Origin of the sequence: Microcoleus vaginatus FACHB-2002 (genome assembly GCF_040004035.1) — a bacterium.
In the GTDB taxonomy this organism is placed as follows: Bacteria; Cyanobacteriota; Cyanobacteriia; order Cyanobacteriales; family Microcoleaceae; genus Microcoleus; species Microcoleus vaginatus_C.
The window spans coordinates 283661-304224 of record NZ_JAMPLN010000001.1; the positions used below are offsets into that span (position 1 = coordinate 283661).

Genomic DNA, 20564 nt, shown 5'->3' on the forward strand with positions numbered 1-20564 from the left:
AAATTGCCCTGGGCGGAGGTTTTAATTGGAAATTAGTAGTTAGGAACCCGATCGCCCTTCAGTTGCCAGTTTGATCGGTCAATTCCTAGATTCCACTAATTTACCGCAACCCAAGAGCCTATTACCAAAGATGCCAGACTACTGTTAGTTCCCGATGCCCAGACGGCCAGCCAAAGCCGGAGTCAACGGCAATAGGGCAGCAATCATCAAGAACAAAGCTAGCAAACCCAAAGCCGCGCGAGCGTCGTCAGGCTCAGTCAGCTCGTTGAGGCTCGGCCGCTCCAGATTCCGCTGTAAAATCAGAATCACGATCGCCCAATACAGAGCCAAAGGATTAACTAAAGAAACGATTGCCAGCACCACAAAAGTCGCCAAAGTAGTGCGACTGGCTATTTTCCGACCGTAGATGGCTTGCACGATTCTACCCCCGTCCAACTGTCCCGCCGGCATCAAATTAATCGCCGTTATTACCAAGCCCAACCAACCGATAACTACCAGCGGGTGAACGTCAACAATCTGCTGCTGCAACGCCGAACCCAAAACCACTTTTGCCAAAGTTCCCACCAAAACCGAGCCCTTGAAAAATTCTGCGGGAATTTGAAACAAACTGCCGGGGTGAGACAGCAACAAACCCGTTACCAGCATTAGCAGAGAAACTATTCCCCCAGCCCCTGACCCGGCAAAAGCGATGTCAAACAAAACTTTACGGTTGGGCAGCAACGACTCAAAACGCTCGATCGCTCCAAAACAACCTATCTGCAAAGTTGGTATAAAAAACGGCCAACTCAAGCGAACCTTGTACCGATTTGCCAGCACTCGGCGAGCAATTTCCCCAGAGCCTAAAACCGCCCAAATTCCGGCTGCAATTGGCAGAACTTCTAGATATCTAGCCGGCGAGTTAAAGAAATCGAAACCTAGCAGTAAACCGCCTGTCTCTAAGCTAGTAGCAATTGTTGCCAGCAGCAGCACGACTGCTAGGATTTTTTGAGACACGGTTGTTGGCTGCGGGTCGTTGGTGCTGGGCAAGATAATCACTACGGGCTTGTCGTCCTGATTTTCTACTAAAAATAGGCGGTAGCGATCGTTTAATTTTTCTTCCAAACTTGCCGTCAAACGTGAGTGTACTTGTTCTGGGTCTCCCCGGAGATTGCCTTTCAAGATTACCCCATCTTGATAGGGAATTGTTTCTGTGGCAAAGAAAGTATCAATTCCAAATATGCCTTTAATTGCCTTGAGGTCTTCCACTGGAACGGGAATTATTTCTGATTCATTATTCGCAGGCGAGGAAGTGACGATTTTAATGGTTTCTGGGCCTGGTGGCCGCTGCGACTCAGGAGCGGAAAAAGCATCGCTTTGAGACTTTACCTCAGCAGCATCCGGCCGCGGCAGCACTGTATCGGATGCAGCCTTACGCAATTGCCGGCCCAGATAAATGTACAATCCCGTGGAGACCACGAGCAGCAACAATACCGCAACTAGATTGAGGTAAATTCCGGCGGCGAACAAACCAAAGAACAGCAGCCAGGGACTCATTAGCGCAACAGATTGCAACCAAGCCAAAATTCCCAGTTTGCCAAAAGGTCTGGCGCGATAAAATCCCCAACCCAGAATTCCCAGAGCAACCAATACGAGCGCAATTGTTGCCGTATTTTCCGATGCAACTATAGGCATTCCGGTTGCTTGCGCCAATAGGGGCTTTAATCGGTCGATCGCGCTGCGGTCGAGTAATAGCATTAAATTTTGGGGAATATGAAATAGAGTTGTTGGGAACATATCCAAACCTATCGGAAACTAGCCTGATTACTAAGGATAACCCCTGAGGGCTACTCGGCCCAAAACCTGCTGCTGGTGGTGTTTGAACATCACAGGATCTAGGCTATTGACACAGTAGACTTTTTATGATATCACATCGGCTGTGGCCAGCATATACTCAGAAGGGTAGCAGTGTCGATCGCCCAGAAGCAGGAAGATTGGCCTGGGTTTGGCAGGCGGTGTTGTGCATTTGTTGTGCGAAACAAATGCGAAACAAATAAGGTTGGAGCCGCTCTCTACTTTTCGGTAAAGAACGGCTCAAAGCGTTGATGCTATTAGGTTTTGTGTAACGGGTACGGCAGGACTTGAACCTGCGGCTCGCTGCTTAGAAGGCAGCTACTCTATCCAACTGAGTTACGCACCCAACTCAAAAATCGCTAACAAGATTATTGTATCGGTGCAGTGTGCGATCGAGCAAGTAAATTATATGATGACTTACGCAGAAACCGCTTTGATCTACAAAAATATGGCGTGCAGCGCGATGGTTGGGGAAAAAAAACCAAGATGATGAGAGTGCCTGTGCCTCCAAGACTGTATCTGACCAAAGCTGGAGGGACTCACCTGCAAACAGCACGCTTGTAAGGTAGGACCTAAACTCGCGTAAAGTATTTAGAGGTCGAGGTGAAACCCAAATATTTGGTCGATCGGATATCTCCCCACATTAAGACGCAGCTCAGACACCACAAGAGTCACAGGTGCTTTTTTCCAGATGTCTGTAACATCCCCTAGTGGCAAAGCCTAAAACGCTGACCGCATTACCGAAAAACCAGAGAGCATGCCCTGATTTGAGGTATGAGTTGAGCCAGAATGACTAATTTGCTGATATTGAGTTATGTGGGCTAACATTCTGCTCGACTTGATATTTAATAAAAATGTGGTAGAACTAGATTGAAAGACTCAGGTGAAAATCCCTGATGGTACGGAGCCTCTATATAAGCTTCCTCTACGGCATCAAAGCAAAACAGTCAATCGCCCGCTCGGCACGAGCGCGAAAATCAAGCGTTGCCAGTACAGCAGTCGTAAATTGTGCGCGGGGGACTTTCCTTCGTGCATTGATTTATACGCCAAGGCCGAGAGACAATCTCAGCTTAGATAATTGTTAACATTTGTTAGCAAAAAAGTATCGGAACGCTTGAGGAGAGAACCATCTCTGGGTGATCGGGAGCAATCCTGCTAATTTAAGTGGACTCGCTGAATCAAGAATCCCCTCGCCTTTAGGCATCGGGAGTGTCAAAAGCACAGCACCTCGGCCATGACAGGAGTCAAATCGCAGTGTCATGTTTATTCTGAAACGGCAGGATGTTGAAATAACCAATTTTCAACACCCAAAACGGGATCAACAAATTCCCATTCTCAATTATCAGGGGCAGACTTTTCGCCTGATCAGCGCCTTTAACGGCAAGCAAGCAGAAGACGCCAGAGCCTTGTGGCGGGACTTAACCGACAACCGAGGCAAAGCCTGTGTTCTGCTAGAAGAGCCGGATAGATATAGCGTCTGGGGAAAAGTCCGTTTAGATCAGCTTGCCGGTGAAGAACCGGCAGGGAATGAAGCAGCCAAAGCACCACTGTTCGCGCAGGCTTGTCTGCTGCTCCTCCAAGCTGTTTACTTCGATGTAGAAGACCTCTTAGGCGCAAGGCAAGCCACATCGTTTCAGAAAGATATCGCCAAGGTATTTCAGCAGGGAAACTTCCCCCAGGCAGACTCCCCTGATGCGATAAAAAACTGGCTAACCGTTAGCCCCTTGCAAAATCACAAGGTGCCTCCTTGGCAAGAGCAGCATCTCAAGACCTTATTGCAAGAACTCCACCGCTTGGGCAAATCATATTTTGGCAATACGGACTTCGCGGAGGGAGTGAGCGATGTGCTGCAAGATATGCCAGCACCGGATCGGACTCAGTTTCTAGATTGGCTGAAACAATCAGCCCTCAACAAGTTGTGGATCGCAGGATAGAAAATCTGTGACAATTGCTCAGACAATTGGGCCCAGATAATTGAGCTTAGATAATTGCACTGTAGGGGGTACGCGATATACAGGTTGGATTGCCAACTTGTATTGACCAACCAAATTGTTGATTCGGTTTGGATGCCACCTATGGTCTGGCAATTTAACTAAGTTTCGCTCTCACTCCCCACCCAGAATCATTGAGACGAGTGGGGAAGAGTGAAAGCAAAAAAACAGCTCCCTCAACCTGTGAGGGTATAATTTCAGAGATAGATTTGGTACTGTAAAAACCTTAAGGGTGGAGACATATACCGTATTTCTATCATTATATTTCCGGGTACAAGATCGACTAACGACTAATTGATTGAATTAGTAAATAGATATTATTCTTGCTTAGTCTTTCTAGAGTGTACGAGGGCAAAAGTCCCGACGACACACTGAGGACGCCAGTTATTCCGGAAGCGTCAGATCGAGGTTTTTTAAGGTTTTTTGGCGAAAGAATCCTCATCTTTAATCAAAGATTGAGATGGGGTACGTTCAACCGCTAGTTAGGTCTCGTGGAATCCCTATGAGTAGCACTTCAGAAAAGTCATCTACATCTTCATCTTTACTGTCAGCTCAGACCCTAGTGATTGCGGGCATTGTCTGGGCTGTCACGGCGCTGCTGTTCTTTTTGCTGTTCAGCGTCCCCCTCTCAGCAGAAGAGGGTTTACCTCTTTGGTACTCGATCGGCACTTATGTTTTTGAATGCGGAGCATTCTTGGGAGCGGCTTTAGTCTGTTTTAGAAACTGGCAAAGCCCGCACATGGTCAGCGGGCGCAACGTCTGGCTGGGCATTGGTCTGGGGATGCTGTTCTATTTCCTAGCCAACCTGCTGTTCGGGATTTGGGAACTCTATTTCGAGTTAGACCCGGACGTGTCTCCTGCCGATGCGTTTTATCTGGGCAGCTATGTGGTACTGATCTGGGGCATGGTTCTAGCCGTGACTTCCAAGCGACTGAATCTAGAAATTGGGCAGTGGGGTGTGTTAGCGGGAATTGCAGCCTTGGGGATTGCTGTAGCTATTTGGGTTGCTGCACCTGACTCTTGGAGGGCCCAGCTAGGAATGGCTCCGGCAGCCACTCAAGAAGTAGTGACAGAATCTGAACCAGCAACCGCTGCCACAGGAAGAGCGCCTGCTTTGGACAATTCGTCCAAGATACAGCCAAAAGCAGCAGCGACTGATGCTGCATCCGCACCCGAAGAAGAAGAAGCAGAAGCAGAAATCAAAGCTCCGGGATGGGTAATAGCACTTGACAAGCAACTGTCGCCTTACGCCTATGCAATCAATTTGTTTTACATCGTTGGGGACGTTTTTCTGCTGATTATTGCTACTGCATTGCTGCTGGCGTTTTGGGGAGGACGTTTTTCCCAATCTTGGAGAATGATTGCGGCTGCTACTTTTTCGCTTTACATCGCAGATATGTACTTTAAATGGCGCGATACTCAGGCTGAGGGTACTTATCAAAGCGGCAGTTTGCTGGAAATCTTTTTTGTTTTCAGCGGCATCCTGTTTGGGATTGGAGCTATCTTGGAACATGACATCTCAACCCGTTCTCGCCAGAGTAGGCGCAGTCGTCGCGCCGCGTAGCGATTTGAGATTGGGGTTGCTTTGGCAAGCGATGGGGACGCGAAAGCTTTTTTGCCATTGTCGGCATCTCTGAGCTTGAACTTGAAAATGAAAAATCACAGTTCGCTGCCTACTAGCCTGCGTCTTTTCACGTCTTTTTGCTGGGAAACTTGGCATGACGCCTACAAAACTCTCCGATTCAGACAAACGCGAACTCATCAGGCTGTACCGACAGTCAAACGAGAATACTATCACTCTGGCAAAGCGCTACGGAGTGAGCAGTTCGACTGTGAGGCGCATCCTTCAGGGTGCTTTGTCGGAGCCGGAATACGAATTTCTAGTGCAGCAAAAACAAAAGCGTTTGTCCGATCGCACCAGTGTTTCTGAACCGACAGAGGCGACTACTGAGTCGTCGGCAGATGGCGAAATCGATCCTGTAGGTGTCCCCCTGTCGGAGTCAGTCCCTGTCCTGCCGTCAGCCTCAAATTTGAGACCGACAATCCGAAAGCGTTCTAACTCAGTCCCCGAACCAGTTGCAGAACTCGAAATTCGAGGGAATGTAGAGTCAGATTTAGATGTTTCTAATTTGCCAGATGCCCAAGCAGCCAATATTGCCGATCGCAGCCAGCGCGCTGTTGTGACTGGTGAACTAAAGGCAAGGCTGCCAGCAGAAGGGCTGCTGGCAGGTGAAGATTTTAGCGATTTCGAGGACGACGATGAGGACGAGGAGGATGAGGAGGATGATGAAGACGATTTAGATGACGACTTCGACGAAGATGTAGAGGATGAAGACTCTCTGTTTGAAGGCAGTCTCCTGGGTTCACTATCGTCGGGTGAGTCTATCGAGCTTCGGGGTACAGGACTGATTCAAGTTTTGCCTTTAAGCGAAGCATCTCTGCCCACAATTTGCTATTTAGTGGTCGATCGGGCAGCGGAGTTAATCACCAGACCTCTAAAAGCTTTTGGCGAACTCGGTCAAATTCCGGCGGCGGAAATTCGCGAGAAAACCCTAGCAGTGTTTGACAATCACCGAGTGGCCCGCCGATTTGCTACTCGCAATCAAAGAGTTTTCAAAATTCCTGACAGCAGTATGCTGCAAAAAGCAGCGCCTTATTTGCGAGCTAAGGGAATTACTCGGCTGCTAATTGACGGTCAGGTATATTCCCTCTAAGGGATCAAATCTATTTAATATTGTACGGTGTCGGATTCTTCTGGATTTGCCTGAAATTTAGGACGTGAGTTTTGGGAATCTGAAATGTTCCACAGCGGTTGCAGTAGCGCACCTCCGATCAGTCCTGCACTCAGGCTCATTGCCAATACTACTCCTACGGGCAGTTGTATCGATTGAAAAAAGATAAAGTTTAAGGATACTGGGGCGGCGTTCTGCACTGAGATAATGCCGATCGCGCTTACTAAAATTGCTACTAAAAAACTAATGGCGAGCAGAGGAATTGTTTTCATAAACTGGTTGACAGGCTAATAATTTAACTTGTATACTTGTTTTATAATTGAAATATGTTTAAAAATTTTATTTTTGCAAACACCCCATTATTTAATAATATAGAATAACATTAGGGGAAAAGTCAAGTAGAGACGGAAAAAATAGAGAATTTTTTTAATTAATTAAAAAATTAACAAACATAAATAAATTTACGCTTCCCAAACTTAAACAAATCCAAGTCGATTGCAAATATATAACTGGCCCAGCAGTATCGATGATTAATGTTCCGAGGCTTTGCCAGAGTTATCAAAAATATGTAAGGTGCGCCAAGCGCACCTCACAATCTCAAGCGCTAGGGGAAAAACCCCCGTTGGAATAGGTAGAAAATTAAACAGGTTCTAACTGAGAAATTACCTTTTCCATGTGTTGGGCAACTTGGCTTTCTTTTTCCACAGAATTGGTTTCCATGTAAACGCGCATCAAGGGTTCGGTTCCCGAAGGCCGCAGCAGTACCCAGCCACCGTCTTCAAGATAAAGTTTAATTCCGTCTTTGCGACCGATTTCCTTAACGCCGATACCTGCTACTTCTGTGGGGGGATTCTTGGTAAAAGATTCCAAAACGGCTGCTTTGTGGGCTTCTTCTAGGTGCAAGTCCAAACGTTTGTTGTACAGGGGGCCGTCGGCTTCTTTAATGGCTTCTTCGACTAGCTGAGACAGCGGTTTGCCTTCATAGGCGATCGCCTCAGCAACTAGCATATCAGCCAAAATCCCGTCTTTTTCGGGAATGTGACCCAAAACGCTCAAACCGCCAGATTCTTCGCCACCGATGAGCACAGCAGTTTCCCGCATTTTTTCGCCGATGTATTTAAAACCGACTGCGGTTTCGTAAATTGTTAAACCGTACTTGGCGGCCAAATTGTCCAGCAAGTGGGTAGTTGCGACTGTACGGACGATCGCCCCAGTCAAGCCTTTATTCTTAACCAAGTGACGCGCCAGCAGCAACAGCACGGTGTTTGGAGTCAAAACATTTCCCAACTCGTCAACAATACCAAATCGATCGCTGTCGCCATCGGTAGCTAAACCCAAATCCGCCGAATCCTTCTTAACAGCTTCCACCAACTCAACTAACTGTTCCCCCTTGGGTTCGGGCATTCCGCCACCAAACAGCACGTCGCGGTAGGTATGAAAACTTTCGACATCGCAGCCGCAGTGTTCCAAAACGCCGTCGAGATAGCCGCGAGAAGTCGAGTAGAGAGCGTCGTACTTCACCTTCAACTTAGCAGAGCGAATCCGCTCCACATCGATCAAAGTATAAAGAAACTTCAGATATTCGGGTTTCGGGTCAAAACTGGAGATTTTATCGTTGTGGCTGCCTTTGGCTGGGGCATCAGAAGCACCAGCAATATTTGCCACAATTGTATCGGTAATTTCTGGGGTTGCCGGGCCCGCGTAGTCGGGGATGTATTTGATGCCGCAGTAAGGTGCGGGATTGTGCGAAGCCGTGAACATCAGGGCTCCTGCGGAGTTGAGATGCTTGGCGCTGTAGGCGATGACTGGTGTGGGGCAATCTCGATCGACCACTTTCACAGTCCATCCCAAATCTGCCAATACTTCAGCCGCCGTGCGGGCGAACTCGTCTGCCAGAAAGCGGGTATCGTAGGAGACTAGAACTGGGCGGTCTTTGGTGTAAGCGGTTTCTAGGTAACTGGCGATCGCCCGGGTGACTTTTCGCACGTTGGCAAAAGTAAAGTCATGGGCAATCAGCCCCCGCCACCCATCGGTTCCGAACTTAATTTCTGTTGAATTGCTGCTAGCGCTCATTTTATCCACTTCCTCTCGTCCTACTAATCCTACCCGAAGCCATAGCCTTAAAGACGTACTGGCCGTGCTGTTTGTGAGGATCGATCGCCCGTGGGGCCCGCATCAACCTCATCCTATCGTTGTAGAGACAGGCTTCGGGTTCCGGGAGAGGACTCGAAAAACTCAGAGTTGGCAAAATGTGGGAGTTATCGGGCTACTCAGTCGCTAATTCTGGTTTTGAAGGGTAGGTGGTCGATCGAACCGACGGCGATCGATTGGGGGTGATTCCCTACGGGATAGCTTCGCTTCACGGGGAAGCTAAAAAACCGATCGCAAAAAACGGCCCTGGCAATGGTATTAACTAAATGCACATAAATCTGATTCTCATCTCAAATTTAATTTTTTATTTAGAAAATCCCAGCGTTAAATTTGTTAGGGTTTCCTAACAATCGCCAGACTAAAAATACATTTCTAATTCAGCTATAGAAATAAATTAACCAAAGTCACCCCTAGATCGTGCTGTAGCCTAGCTTCTTGAAGAAACGAAGGCGCTCAACCAAAGCGCTCCAAAACAAAAATAAGGTATTTCAAGCAGCAGTTTTTTTAAGCAGACTTAACTTTAATTCTCAGTTTTTCAGACAAATTAAATTTATTTCCAGCCTTCTTTATACGTCAAAAAAATAGATTAGGGTCGCGATCACAGAGTGATGGTGATCGATCTCACAATAAATAATGTTATTAACGTGCAGCTTATAAAAGATGCAAGCAGTCGAGCCAAATGGCTTATAGCTTTAAGCGTAATGGCTGATGACTATCAGCGTACAAATGCAGAAAATTGTAGTTAACAACATTAAAAATTAGGGGAATCCATCGGGTGCGACTTAATAAAAAAACGAGGTTTATCATGACGGGTATTTCACAAATATCTTCAAAATCTTTACCAGCAGCCGACCAACTTCAACAGGGCGCAAGTCAGGCGTCCGAAGGTATTATCGGATCGGAAACTGACAAACTCCCAAAAGCTAAAGGTGTCAGCGTTTCTTCCTTCGCAGTTAGCTGGGCAAAAAAATATTACAGTACAGTTGCGACACGAGAGAACCAAGCGCCACGCCAAATTCTCCCAAGCCTCGATTTAACTAATTTTGAGGGAAATAGAGCCCAAATAGTTGACAAATTGACAGATACGCTGAAATTAGCCAGCGAGATAGCTTGGAGTAGAGTAGAAGCTCTTTTAGAGAAACAAATAGAGCGGCACGCGATCGATCCAAGTTTAATTAATTCTTTAGAAATGGCCGCCGATTCTCGCACCTTATATAAGAAAGCAATAGACGCTTATGCGGATAGAGAACCTGTTTTCCGCTTGTCAGTCCTGGTGGGAAAAGATATTATCAAAGTGAGGCGAAAATATTCAAAGACTGATCCGTTAGTGCTGGGATTTGTGACAATGGAGTTTCAATACACTAGCAAAATCTTGTTAGGATGTCTTTCGGAGTCAGAGCGAGCGGAATTTGCGCCCTACTTAAAAGTTGTAGACGACTACCTGCACATTCCCTACGGAGAGATTAACGAGGCTGCGGCGAATCACCCCCCGAATTCAAGAGCTCTATTAGCCGTTCAGCATTTATTGCAGCACACGACTCAGATTGCTAGTGCAGTGTACGATCGAGCTAGTGCCCAGCATCAAGGATACCGCAGCAGCAGCGGGTATTTGAGCGATCGCGAGGTAAAAATTTCTGGTATCCGGGATGTCGAGATTTTTCAAAGCTATTTGTGCTGGTGCGTTTTGGAAGGTAGCATTCACCCGGTACAACAAGAATTGTTTCCAATTTGCGTGATGTTGTACCCGAAACTTCATGTAAGTTGGGAATTAGTGCAGGATATGCTGCTGATTTTGTTTTGGGAAATATGCGAGCGGCTTCCTGCTGAAGATTTAACGGTATTTGTACCTTACTTGCGTACTTTGACAGAGCTGTTTTCCAGGGATGTGTTTGATAATTAGGTAATTTATAATTGGTAATTGCTTCAAAATTTACCTGTTGCCTATTTAAAACTAAAAGCGGCGACTGCCAAACATCCCCAACCAACAATAAAAGCAACTCCCCCCAGGGGCGTAATTGCACCCAGCCATTTGATGTCGCTCAAACTCAGGGCGTACAAACTGCCTGAAAAGATGATAGTGCCGGCAATAAAAGCCCATCCAGCCACTGCAAAAAAGGTTTGAGACTCTTGAGCGCGGCTCAAGAGTAAAGCGACGAGTAATAGAGCCAGGGCATGGTACATTTGATATCGGGCGCCGGTCTCAAAAATTGTTAAAGCTCGATCGCTCAATTGATTTTTCAAAGCGTGGGAGGCGAAAGCACCGCCTGCAACGGATAAACCTCCGAATAAGGCTCCGACTGCTATAAAAATACGAATTAAAATTAGCGTTGACATAATATTTATTGAATTGGGAAGAAGGAAGTTCGGCAACGGATTATGTAACTGATGTAACGGATGTCAGTCCGATGTCCGTCGGAAGAAGGAAGAAGGAAGGAGGAGGAGAGAAAAATATCTAATTGTTGATATCGAATGTGTGCGGTGCGTGGCTTACTTGTCATTGCTAGCCTCCGCGAAGCAATCGCATAGTAGAGATGTTCACTGGCCTAACTCTGGGAAGGGAAGGTGCGCGGGGCGCACCCAAGGCTGAGGAGAAATTAGCTTTTTTGCAAATATTTTTAACCTATTTCCGCACAGCTTCCAGCAAGCGAGAATAGTAAAAGCTAGTGCTAGTCATCGCTGTTCTGTTAATAACAAAACCATTGTTTTCTAGGATTTTGATAATATCAGCTTCGCGGTGCTGGTAAGCGCGGGTAGTTTTGCTCGGGCCGGGGAAAAGTTCACCAATTTTTTTGAGGGCGGTGAGTGCTAAAGTTTTCGGTGCAAAACTAAGAATTAGTCGCGATTCGGCGATCGAACTTAGGTGAGCGATCATTTCTGCAGCCTTATTTTGAGGATAGTGGATTAGCACATCCAAACAAATCACTGTGTGGAATTTGCCGGTTAAAGCTTCCAAATCTTGGGCGGCGAAGGAGATGTTGTAGAGCTTGCCGGGAACTGCTGTCGATCGATCGTAAGCTTCTGCTACCATCTTTTCAGAGATATCGCTAGCGCAAACAATTGCCCCAGCGTCAGCCAGAGGAATGCTCAGAGAGCCTACACCGCAACCAGCATCGCAGACACAAAGCCCGGGTAAATTGCCGTCAGCTTGCAGCCATTCGATGACTGTATCCACCGTTTTCTGGTGCCCGGTGCGGATGTCTAGCTGAACTTTATTGACTTTGCCCTCGCCGTAAATTCGCTGCCAGCGATCGAAGCCCGTCGAGTTAAAATACTGTCTAACTATAGTCTTGTCGTCTACCAAATTCATCGATCTGCCTGCTGCTGAGTTATTGCCAACGGTTAGATATTATATAGCAATCCGGTTCCGAAAATGTGCAACTTGCAACTACAGATTTTAGATTGGCGATTTTAGATTTTCGATGAAAACGGCACATCTAAAATCTGAAATCTATCGGGTAATACCACTTCGCGGATTCCCACTTTTTCAATTTTTTAATCTAGAAGGGTATAACAGGCTAAAAAAGTCGATGCCAAGTCAATTCCTTTGTCGCCGCATTTAAATTCCAGCGCAACAATTGAGTTGCCGATTTGCCCATAATTCCCGAAATTCCGATCGCCCTTCTCGGAGATTCAGTTGCCAGGGCGATCGCACTTTCGGCATCGCAAATTCCCCACTCCACCAAATTCTGAACTCCCGCCAACAGTGGCAGAGTTGTGCCCGCCAAAGTAGCAGATTCCAGGGCCGAGTGGTAATCTAATCTTACCCAAGCTGTACCTTTTCTGACTTCAATTTGTCGGGAATCCCAAGGATAAACACCGTCAGGCAAACCCAAAGGAGCCAAAGCATCGCTCACCAAAAAAACGCCTTTTTCATATCTACCAGCCCGCAGCAAAAAATCAATCATTGTCGGAGAAACGTGCTTCCCGTCAGCAATTAAACCGCATTTTACGCCCGGATAAACAATCGCCGCTCCCAACAAACCCGGTTCTCGGTGGTGCAAACTCGGCATCGCATTAAAAGCGTGAGTTACCATCGAAGCTCCCCGCTCAAATGCTTTTTGGGCTTGCTCTGCCGTCGCTTGGGAGTGTCCGAGACTCACGGAAATTCCCAAACTTTGCAAATAGGAAATGACTTCGCCAGTGCTGTCTAACTCCGGCGCTAAAGTAATTATTTTGACAATATCGGCACAATCTCCTAAAACTTGCTTGACATTTTCTATAGTGAGCGGTAATAAAAACTCAACTGGGTGAGCTCCTCGCTTCTGGGGGTTGAGAAAAGGGCCTTCGAGGTGAACGCCGAGAATTTCCGCTGTTTTGGGTTGAATTGTTGCGGGAGCAGCGGTTTGTACAGTGCGGATATAATCAGCTATAGTCGAGAGCGATCGCCTAAACTTATCCAGTGAAGTTGTCACCAAAGTCGGCACAAAAGCATCGACTCCCTGATTCCACAAAAATTGACAAATTTTCGGCAAAATTTCAATATGTTTGCTTTCTAAATCGGGAAAAGCAAAACCAAGGGCGCCGTTAATCTGCAAGTCAACACCGCCTAGAGAAAGCCAATCGCCTGCTACATCAAGCACTTGCAAATCGGGAGGACAAATCCGTTTAAATACCGCGTCCATCGGGCAAACTTCTTGAATGATACCCGTTTCGTCAACAGCAAGCATCTGCAAATCCTTGCAACCGGGGAGGCGAACATTGAGAATATCTGTGCGGGCGGCAGGTGGGGTTGTGGCTTCAGTCATCCGATTTTAGATTTTAGATTTTAGATTTTAGATTTAATATTCGCTACGGATAAATCCGGTGGCTGGCGATGAGGAGGGGGAGCTTTTTGCTTTTTGCTGGCTCCAGGGCTGCTCAGACGGGGGCTGGTGGCAAAATTGCTTTTAAGGGTCAGTTTGGGTACAAAATATCTAAATTGGAGTTAACGCAATCATTTAAAATTAGCATTTATCTGAAATCTCAAATCTGAAAATTTTATGAATCAAGCGACAGTTGGAATTATCATGGGTAGCGATTCGGATTTGCCAACCATGAAAGATGCGATCGCAGTTTGCGAAGAATTCAGTGTTGCTTGCTCCGTGGCGATAGTCTCGGCGCACCGCACCCCTGAGCGCATGGTGGAATACGCCCAAACCGCGCACCAACGAGGCTTGAAAGTCATTATCGCAGGAGCAGGGGGAGCGGCGCACCTTCCGGGTATGGTAGCATCTTTAACGCCCTTGCCCGTAATTGGGGTGCCTGTACCGAGCCGACACCTGCAAGGGGTAGATTCGCTGTACTCGATCGTGCAAATGCCAGCCGGGATACCCGTAGCAACAGTGGGGATCGGCAACGCTAAGAATGCTGGCTTGCTGGCAGTTCAGATACTGGCAGCTCATCAGCCAGAATTGCTAGAGCGAGTCTTGCATTACCGCAAAAATTTGTCCGAATCTGTACTGAAAAAACAAAATCAACTAGAAGAGCTAGGCTATCATAACTATCTCAATCTCAACAAATAATCCATAAACTTTTGTAGTAAGATTGGAAAGTTTTCCGAATATTGCTGAGCTTACTAGCCGTAAAGAGGGTAAAAGTGATTAAAATGACTGTCGGAAAGAAAAAGTCGAAACAATTCAGGCGAGAGGCTTTAAATTTGCCAGCAGCTAAATATTTTACGAAAGTCAACAGGTTGAAGAAGTTATCATGGGCGATCGCCCGCCTCAGCCCAAGTTGGCAAGCCTGCATACCAATAGCTGCAATCATCGTCTTGGTGTGGGGATATGCGGCAGTAGCCCAAACCCCTGCAACGCCAACCACCGAGGAACAATTAGCAAGCCTTAAGGTGGGCATGGATACCATGTGGGTCATGGTGGCTGGGATGGTAGTGTTCTTTATGAACGCCGGTTTCGGTATGTTGGAAACCGGGTTTTGTCGCCAAAAAAATGCGGTTAACGTGCTGTCCAAAAACTTGATTGTTTTTGCGCTTTCTACGATCGCATATTGGGCGATCGGCTTTGCCTTAATGTTCAGCGACGGCAACGGTTTTATCGGTACCAGCGGCGGATTTTTCCTGTGGAACGTAGCTGACAACAGCCCCGCCACAGGAGACGCTTATCAAGGCATTTTCAGCGCATTAAACTGGACGGGAGTCCCCCTCAACGCTAAATTCTTTTTCCAATTAGTTTTTGCGGGAACTGCTGCCACGATCGTTTCTGGAGCCGTTGCAGAGCGAATTAAATTCCTTGAATTCTTAATTTTCAGCTTGCTGCTAGTAGGAATTGCTTACCCGATTACCGGACACTGGATTTGGGGCGGTGGCTGGCTGGCAAAAGCAGGCTTCTGGGATTTTGCCGGTTCGACAGTGGTTCACTCGGTAGGCGGTTGGGCGGCTTTGATGGGAGCGGCATTTTTGGGGCCGCGAATCGGCAAGTACCGCGACGGCGATACTGTGGCGATGCCGGGACACAATATGAGCATTGCCACCTTGGGCTGTTTGATTTTGTGGTTGGGTTGGTTCGGGTTTAATCCCGGTTCGACAATGGCAGTCGATCCAAATGCGATCGCCCACATTGCCATCACCACCAACACCGGCGGCGCCTTCGGGGGAATTGCTGCAACCATTACTGCTTGGCTGTACCTGGGCAAACCGGATCTTTCCATGATTATCAACGGCATCCTCGCCGGCTTAGTCGGGGTAACAGCGAGCTGTGCTTGGATCAACGTGCCCAACTCTGCCATTATCGGCACGATCGCGGGCATCCTGGTAGTTTTCGCAGTAACTTTCTTCGACAACTTGAAAATTGATGACCCTGTAGGAGCAACTTCAGTTCACTTAGTCTGTGGCATCTGGGGAACTTTGGCAGTTGGGCTGTTTGCGGACGGGCCTACAACTGGACTTTATACCGCAGGCCCGGCAGCCGGATTGCTTGTGGGCGGAGGTTTCGGTCAACTCTGGGCGCAGTTGGTCGGCATTATCTCTGTAGGCGGGATGACCGTGCTGCTGAGTACGATTTTTTGGATGGCACTCAAAGCTTTGCTGGGTATCCGCGTTTCTGCTTTAGAGGAAGCTGAAGGTTTGGATATCGGCGAACACGGGATGGAAGCTTACACCGGGTTTGTGAAGGAAACGAGCTTGGATAACAGAAGTGAAACCAGCTACGGCGGTTATGGTGGGGGTTCTGGAGGCAAGACTACCAAACTGTAGAGTGTGCGAAGGGCTCGACCACTTCAGCTTTCGTGGCCTAGATTAGCTATTTATCAGCTAATTCACGCCTTTATTCAGAAAAACCACCATCTGAAATCCGCCTACTTATGGCTGTCTATCGTTGTGCTCGCGTTTCAATCTTAGATGCGAACGCGGGCATAATTTTATGTTTAGTTGACTTTTAAGGGCTGACATACGGCGTTGCACAATTTGAGGATGATTTTTGTGCCGTGTCCCGCCTGCTGTGAAAATACACGCCTTCGGGCTCATGGGCCCATCCGACAAAAACATCAAAATCATGCCGCTATTATGCAACGCCTTACATATATAGTAGTTTTCGATTGCATGAGATGTGCCCCGATAATTGATAATTGGGAATTGAGAATCTGTAACTAACGGAACTTTGCAAACACGTGTATTGATTAGAGTTTATCGGCAATTGCTTTCAGTTCTTCAACGATCCGCTTGTTCTTGGGATTCCTGCTGCCATTAAGGCGGGCGGAGACAACAGTGATTATTTCTAGTAGATCTTTAGCTAAATCCTCGTCACAGCTAGTATTTTCCGTTTGATTTATAATCACTACCTCTGTCCCAAAGTGTTCGCACAAATTAAAAATTAGTTCAGAACCAAATCTCAGCAGTCTGTCTTTGTGAGTTAATACCAACCTTTCTACTTGATTGTCTGCGATCGCCCGAATTAGATGTTGTAAACCCCCCTTACTGTAATTAACCCCAGAACCTATATCCTCAATGATTTGGAATTGCCACCCCTGAGATGCACAAAACAATTCCAAAACTTGTTTTTGTCTGTCTAAATCATCTTTTTGGTTGTGACTGCTAACCCGAGCGTAAGCCACGGTTAAAGCGCCCTCGCGTTTTAAGCCGAGAAGATGAGCTAGGTCATAGCGTCTGTGACCGTTAGCGGTGCGTTCCGGTATTAGCTTGCCTTCGGCTTCCCACCTGCGTAAGGTGGAAGCACTCACACCTTTAATTTTGGCTGCTTCAGTTATGGTTAATTTTTTCATTTTTGGATTTTAGCATCAGAAATGGGTAATTTCGGTAAGTTTTAGATATATTTTTGTGCACAGCAGCGGCTTTGACAAATCCGATTCCGGTGCCAGAAAGTTTGGTAGGCAGATTTTTTATGGTAAAGTAGTGCGAAAAAGCAAAGTTCTGCATCGCCGCCCTTGCCCAACACAGCACAGTGCTTGATTATTACAAGAATTGAGGCTTTAATTGAGCGGTAAAATTTGATGCAGCAATCAGTGCAAATTATTCGGTGTGAGGCCTGCAAATAGCTTGAGTTTATGGAGAAGTTTGGAGGAGGTAGCAGAAGTAGAACTCATAAATCCCTCTTAGGGATGGAAGTTAGCCGATCGAAAACTGTTCCGGTTTGGGCTTTGCTATCTTTGGTGACTAACGGGGTACTGATACTTACAGTCGCTCAACTACTGCTGCGGGGACACAACTTGACAGAAAGCTTCCAGGCGAATGATGCGGTGACGGCAGAAGCGGCCCAGGAACAAATTGGCCAACCGGTGATCTCTGCAAAAGCAGTGCTAGACGTGCCCATTCCAGGACCGCGACATAAATGGACTTACCAGCAGTGGGTGACGCAGTTGGGTCGCGAAGCTGAGGCGGTGGCGGCGAATCGACCGTCAAGACTGAGTGTTTTGGCTGGGGATTCTCTAAGTATGTGGTTTCCGACGAAGCTGTTACCAGTAGATCAAATTTGGCTGAATCAAGGGATTTCGGGGGAGACTTCCCTGGGTTTGCTGAAGCGGTTGCAGTTGTTCGATAGAACTGCGCCGGATACGGTGTTTGTGATGATTGGGATTAACGATTTGTTGCGGGGGGCCAGCGACGCAGGGATTTTGGACAACCAGCGGCAGATAATTCGCGATTTGCGGTGGGCGCATCCCAAAGCACAAGTGGTTGTGCAGTCGATTTTGCCGCACAGCGGGGAACAAGCTACTTGGGAAAATCGCGATCGGCTGTTGGCGATTCCTAACAGTCGGATTAGGGCAATAAATCGACGGCTGAAAGAAATTGCTAGTTCGGAAAATGTTTTGTATCTGGATTTGTACCCGCTGTTTGCGGATGCTGAGGGCAATTTGCCAACTGAACTCAGCACAGATGGCTTGCACCTTAACGATCAAGGTTATCTAGTTTGGCGATCGGCCCTGCAACTGTTCGATCAGATGCAGTTGAAAAATGAGTCATGAGTTATTAGTAATTAGTCATTAGTCCTTAGTTAGAAAAATAAAGGATGAAGTCATATTCTCCCCAACTCAAAACTCCCGCCCTCTCCTCGACTCCCCCTCTCCGATTACTCGGTTGTCACTGGCTATGTCAAGTATCGACTGATAGATTAAGAAATATGATACTTAGCTATTTAGTATAGGGTGATACAGAATAACGGTTTGTACAAATGGTGGAATCCAAAAGGCACAGACCGTGGGATTGATGGTTGACGAATTTAGATGAGTCCGGCTATACGAAGTCGGGAGGTTGAGGATTGGGGAATTATCTATTGAAGATTTGTTCCGCTAAAACACGGACTTAAAACCAAATAACTATTGCATCTAAAATCCTCGCATCTAAAATCGGCTCGGTCTTCCCTGAAAATTGCTGAGTATGAAAAGGTACAACTAACGTGATCAAAAAAAGTTTAACGATCGGCATCATTGCGCTGTGGCTGTTAAGCGTACCGCTAACGGACAATGCCTTAGCTCAAGATGCTGCTGGTACTGCTGCTGCAGTGGTGCCGAATCCGATCGACACCGGCGATACGGCCTGGATGTTGGTTTCCTCAGCACTGGTATTGCTGATGACACCGGGGCTGGCGTTTTTCTACGGGGGACTGGTGCGATCGCGCAACGTCCTCAACACCATGATGATGAGCTTAATCATGATGGGAGTGATCGGCGTCACCTGGACGCTGTGGGGGTACAGTTTAGCATTTGACGTTTCCACTCCAGTATCCGAAGGGTTTGGTAAAGGGATCGAAAGCTTCATCGGCGGCTTCGACTGGATGTTCTTGAACAAGGTCACGGCGGACACACCAGATCCGATCGGTTACGCACCGACCATACCCCACCAAGTCTTCATGGTGTACCAAATGATGTTCGCCATCATCACTCCAGCTTTGATTTCAGGGGCGATCGTCGAACGGGTAACATTTAAAACCTATTTCTGGTTCGTGCTGCTGTGGTCTACCTTCATCTACTCTCCTTTAGCCCACTGGGTGTGGGGTAGAGGCTGGCTGGAGGCGATCGGAGTTCTAGACTTTGCCGGCGGCACAGTGGTGCACATCAGTTGCGGTGTTTCTGCGGTTGTCGCAGCTTGGGTAATCGGGCCCCGCAAAGACCACTTGAAGAAGCCCCACACCCCCCACAACGTACCCTACGTCTTGTTGGGAATTGGGCTGCTGTGGTTTGGCTGGTTTGGCTTCAACGGTGGTAGCGCTTTTGGTTCTGGTTCTTTAGCAACAGTGGCTTTTGTCACCACCATGATTTCAACAGCAGCCGGCGGTTTAACTTGGACAATTGTGGAATGGGTGCTCAGAGGCAAACCGACAGCAGTGGGAATTGCTAGCGGTTTCCTCGCGGGATTGGTGGGCATCACACCTGCAGCGGGATTCGTGCTGCCAGTGGGAGCGCTTTTGATCGGATCGATCACTTCGGTTTGTTGCTTCTTTGCCATTAGCTGGCGCGCTAAGCTGGGATTTGATGACTCTTTGGATACCTTCCCGGTTCACGGCGTGGGCGGAACTGTGGGCGCGATTCTGACTGGCGTGTTTGCCACTAAAACGGTTAACGCTGCCGGAAATGACGGGCTGTTTGCCGGGAATCCGGGGCAAATCGGCACCCAGTTGATAGGCGTTCTAGCTACTTACGTGTTTGCGGGTGTCGGCACTTTTGTGATCCTGAAAATTTTGGAACAGTTTATGGAACTGCGAGTGCCGTCATCTGCTGAAGACAAAGGTTTGGATATTGACCTGCACGGGGAAGAAGCTTACGGTGAGGATTTTGGCGGCGGTTTCAGTTCGTTTGAATCGGGTTCTCCTTTTGCGCCTAAGAAGATTTGAAGCTGATTTTCTGTGGGAGTTCGATCGTGCAGAGACTCAGTTATCTGGGTCTCTAGGCTTTTTTTAAGTTTTTTTTTAACGAACCGCGAAGGCGCGAAGAGCGCGAAGAACGAAGAGGAAGAAGGGTTAAGAGGAGAGTATGATCCGTTTGATGCCTTCTTTGAGGATGGGAACGTTGAAGTTGATGAGAAGGCCCAAGCTGTTTTTGGTCATTTTAAGATAAGAGATAACTTGGGCTTCGTGGATGGGAGCTAGCTTTTCTACAGCTTTTAGTTCGACAATGAGGATATCGCCAACCATAAAGTCTAATTGACCTTCGCCGACTTGATGACCTTTGTAGGTGATTGCTACGGGCTTTTTAGGCTGACAAGGTATCCCTCGCATCCGAAATTCAACTTCTAAGGATTCCTGATACACTGATTCTAAAAATCCTGGCCCCAAAAGCCGAGGCACCTCAATAGCCGCCCCAATCACTCTATAAGCCAACTGTTCTAGCTGTTCGCCCAATTGTCTCATTGCTCTTTCTTCTTCCTTCGCGTTCTTCGCGTCTTCGCGGTTCATTCCTTCTTCCCCCTCATGTGTCG

The 20564-nt window shown here is 47.4% G+C and carries 16 protein-coding genes and 1 tRNA gene; 8 read left to right on the forward strand and 9 right to left on the reverse strand.

Annotation, left to right across the window (positions count from 1 at the left end):
* Positions 1–144: 144 nt before the first annotated feature.
* Together NDI35_RS01130 and NDI35_RS01135 are read right to left on the reverse strand one after the other, a co-directional pair.
* Positions 145–1773 carry a site-2 protease family protein gene (locus NDI35_RS01130; RefSeq protein WP_445311124.1) on the reverse strand — a complete coding sequence of 543 codons (1629 nt, stop codon included), beginning with the start codon at positions 1771–1773 and terminating at the stop codon, positions 145–147.
* Between the two features lie 329 nt (positions 1774–2102).
* Positions 2103–2176 (reverse strand) — tRNA-Arg (locus tag NDI35_RS01135).
* A 913-nt stretch (positions 2177–3089) separates the two neighbouring features.
* Between NDI35_RS01135 and NDI35_RS01140 the strand changes: the two genes are divergently transcribed.
* From NDI35_RS01140 to NDI35_RS01150, 3 genes are all read left to right on the forward strand, one after another.
* The gene (locus NDI35_RS01140) at positions 3090–3764 is read left to right on the forward strand and encodes an Npun_F0813 family protein (RefSeq protein WP_333055855.1); all 675 of its coding nucleotides are present in this window, start codon (positions 3090–3092) and stop codon (positions 3762–3764) included.
* Positions 3765–4323: 559 nt separating this feature from the next.
* Positions 4324–5385 carry a hypothetical protein gene (locus NDI35_RS01145; RefSeq protein ID WP_445311125.1) on the forward strand — a complete coding sequence of 354 codons (1062 nt, stop codon included), beginning with the start codon at positions 4324–4326 and terminating at the stop codon, positions 5383–5385.
* Positions 5386–5539: 154 nt separating this feature from the next.
* Positions 5540–6535, forward strand: coding sequence for a hypothetical protein (locus tag NDI35_RS01150; protein WP_445311126.1), 996 nt, complete (start codon positions 5540–5542; stop codon positions 6533–6535).
* A gap of 14 nt (positions 6536–6549) precedes the next feature.
* On the opposite strand, the gene NDI35_RS01155 is transcribed toward NDI35_RS01150, so the two are convergent.
* Both NDI35_RS01155 and NDI35_RS01160 read right to left on the reverse strand, forming a co-directional pair.
* The gene (locus NDI35_RS01155) at positions 6550–6825 is read right to left on the reverse strand and encodes a lipopolysaccharide assembly protein LapA domain-containing protein (RefSeq protein ID WP_445311127.1); all 276 of its coding nucleotides are present in this window, start codon (positions 6823–6825) and stop codon (positions 6550–6552) included.
* A 367-nt stretch (positions 6826–7192) separates the two neighbouring features.
* Complete coding sequence (locus NDI35_RS01160) at positions 7193–8626, reverse strand: phosphoglucomutase/phosphomannomutase family protein (RefSeq protein ID WP_333180168.1); 1434 nt, start codon at positions 8624–8626, stop codon at positions 7193–7195.
* An 883-nt stretch (positions 8627–9509) separates the two neighbouring features.
* On the opposite strand from NDI35_RS01160, the gene NDI35_RS01165 reads away from it, so the two are divergent.
* Entirely contained in the window at positions 9510–10604 is a 1095-nt protein-coding gene (locus NDI35_RS01165; protein ID WP_445311128.1) for a bilin-binding protein, read from the forward strand.
* A 41-nt stretch (positions 10605–10645) separates the two neighbouring features.
* On the opposite strand, the gene NDI35_RS01170 is transcribed toward NDI35_RS01165, so the two are convergent.
* From NDI35_RS01170 to nagA, 3 genes are all read right to left on the reverse strand, one after another.
* On the reverse strand, positions 10646–11038 hold the full coding sequence (locus NDI35_RS01170; RefSeq protein ID WP_333293861.1) for a DUF423 domain-containing protein: 393 nt from the start codon (positions 11036–11038) through the stop codon (positions 10646–10648).
* A gap of 286 nt (positions 11039–11324) precedes the next feature.
* Entirely contained in the window at positions 11325–12011 is a 687-nt protein-coding gene (gene bchM, locus NDI35_RS01175) for a magnesium protoporphyrin IX methyltransferase (RefSeq protein WP_333231246.1), read from the reverse strand.
* 208 nt (positions 12012–12219) lie between these two features.
* On the reverse strand, positions 12220–13449 hold the full coding sequence (gene nagA, locus NDI35_RS01180) for an N-acetylglucosamine-6-phosphate deacetylase (RefSeq protein ID WP_445311129.1): 1230 nt from the start codon (positions 13447–13449) through the stop codon (positions 12220–12222).
* A gap of 234 nt (positions 13450–13683) precedes the next feature.
* On the opposite strand from nagA, the gene purE reads away from it, so the two are divergent.
* Together purE and NDI35_RS01190 are read left to right on the forward strand one after the other, a co-directional pair.
* Positions 13684–14205, forward strand: coding sequence for a 5-(carboxyamino)imidazole ribonucleotide mutase (purE, locus tag NDI35_RS01185; RefSeq protein ID WP_445311130.1), 522 nt, complete (start codon positions 13684–13686; stop codon positions 14203–14205).
* An 83-nt stretch (positions 14206–14288) separates the two neighbouring features.
* Positions 14289–15890 (forward strand): ammonium transporter, encoded by a 1602-nt coding sequence (locus NDI35_RS01190; RefSeq protein WP_445311131.1) that lies wholly within the window; start codon positions 14289–14291, stop codon positions 15888–15890.
* Between the two features lie 422 nt (positions 15891–16312).
* On the opposite strand, the gene NDI35_RS01195 is transcribed toward NDI35_RS01190, so the two are convergent.
* On the reverse strand, positions 16313–16915 hold the full coding sequence (locus NDI35_RS01195) for an IS607 family transposase (RefSeq protein WP_445311132.1): 603 nt from the start codon (positions 16913–16915) through the stop codon (positions 16313–16315).
* 282 nt (positions 16916–17197) lie between these two features.
* Here NDI35_RS01195 and NDI35_RS01200 point away from each other — a divergent pair, with 282 nt between their 5' ends.
* Together NDI35_RS01200 and NDI35_RS01205 are read left to right on the forward strand one after the other, a co-directional pair.
* On the forward strand, positions 17198–18115 hold the full coding sequence (locus tag NDI35_RS01200) for an SGNH/GDSL hydrolase family protein (protein WP_445311133.1): 918 nt from the start codon (positions 17198–17200) through the stop codon (positions 18113–18115).
* A gap of 431 nt (positions 18116–18546) precedes the next feature.
* On the forward strand, positions 18547–19980 hold the full coding sequence (locus tag NDI35_RS01205) for an ammonium transporter (RefSeq protein WP_445311134.1): 1434 nt from the start codon (positions 18547–18549) through the stop codon (positions 19978–19980).
* 126 nt (positions 19981–20106) lie between these two features.
* Here NDI35_RS01205 and NDI35_RS01210 read toward each other — a convergent pair whose 3' ends face one another.
* Positions 20107–20541: a GxxExxY protein gene (locus tag NDI35_RS01210; protein WP_445311135.1), complete on the reverse strand. Its 435-nt coding sequence runs from the start codon at positions 20539–20541 to the stop codon at positions 20107–20109.
* Positions 20542–20564: the final 23 nt, after the last annotated feature.

Bases quoted from the DNA above. Each gene is read 5' to 3' on its own strand.
- NDI35_RS01130 (WP_445311124.1), bottom strand. From the start codon at position 1,773: ATGTTCCCAACAACTCTATTTCATATTCCCCAAAATTTAATGCTATTA.
- NDI35_RS01140 (WP_333055855.1), top strand. From the start codon at position 3,090: ATGTTTATTCTGAAACGGCAGGATGTTGAAATAACCAATTTTCAACAC.
- NDI35_RS01145 (WP_445311125.1), top strand. From the start codon at position 4,324: ATGAGTAGCACTTCAGAAAAGTCATCTACATCTTCATCTTTACTGTCA.
- NDI35_RS01150 (WP_445311126.1), top strand. From the start codon at position 5,540: ATGACGCCTACAAAACTCTCCGATTCAGACAAACGCGAACTCATCAGG.
- NDI35_RS01155 (WP_445311127.1), bottom strand. From the start codon at position 6,825: ATGAAAACAATTCCTCTGCTCGCCATTAGTTTTTTAGTAGCAATTTTA.
- NDI35_RS01160 (WP_333180168.1), bottom strand. From the start codon at position 8,626: ATGAGCGCTAGCAGCAATTCAACAGAAATTAAGTTCGGAACCGATGGG.
- NDI35_RS01165 (WP_445311128.1), top strand. From the start codon at position 9,510: ATGACGGGTATTTCACAAATATCTTCAAAATCTTTACCAGCAGCCGAC.
- NDI35_RS01170 (WP_333293861.1), bottom strand. From the start codon at position 11,038: ATGTCAACGCTAATTTTAATTCGTATTTTTATAGCAGTCGGAGCCTTA.
- bchM (WP_333231246.1), bottom strand. From the start codon at position 12,011: ATGAATTTGGTAGACGACAAGACTATAGTTAGACAGTATTTTAACTCG.
- nagA (WP_445311129.1), bottom strand. From the start codon at position 13,449: ATGACTGAAGCCACAACCCCACCTGCCGCCCGCACAGATATTCTCAAT.
- purE (WP_445311130.1), top strand. From the start codon at position 13,684: ATGAATCAAGCGACAGTTGGAATTATCATGGGTAGCGATTCGGATTTG.
- NDI35_RS01190 (WP_445311131.1), top strand. From the start codon at position 14,289: ATGACTGTCGGAAAGAAAAAGTCGAAACAATTCAGGCGAGAGGCTTTA.
- NDI35_RS01195 (WP_445311132.1), bottom strand. From the start codon at position 16,915: ATGAAAAAATTAACCATAACTGAAGCAGCCAAAATTAAAGGTGTGAGT.
- NDI35_RS01200 (WP_445311133.1), top strand. From the start codon at position 17,198: ATGGAGAAGTTTGGAGGAGGTAGCAGAAGTAGAACTCATAAATCCCTC.
- NDI35_RS01210 (WP_445311135.1), bottom strand. From the start codon at position 20,541: ATGAACCGCGAAGACGCGAAGAACGCGAAGGAAGAAGAAAGAGCAATG.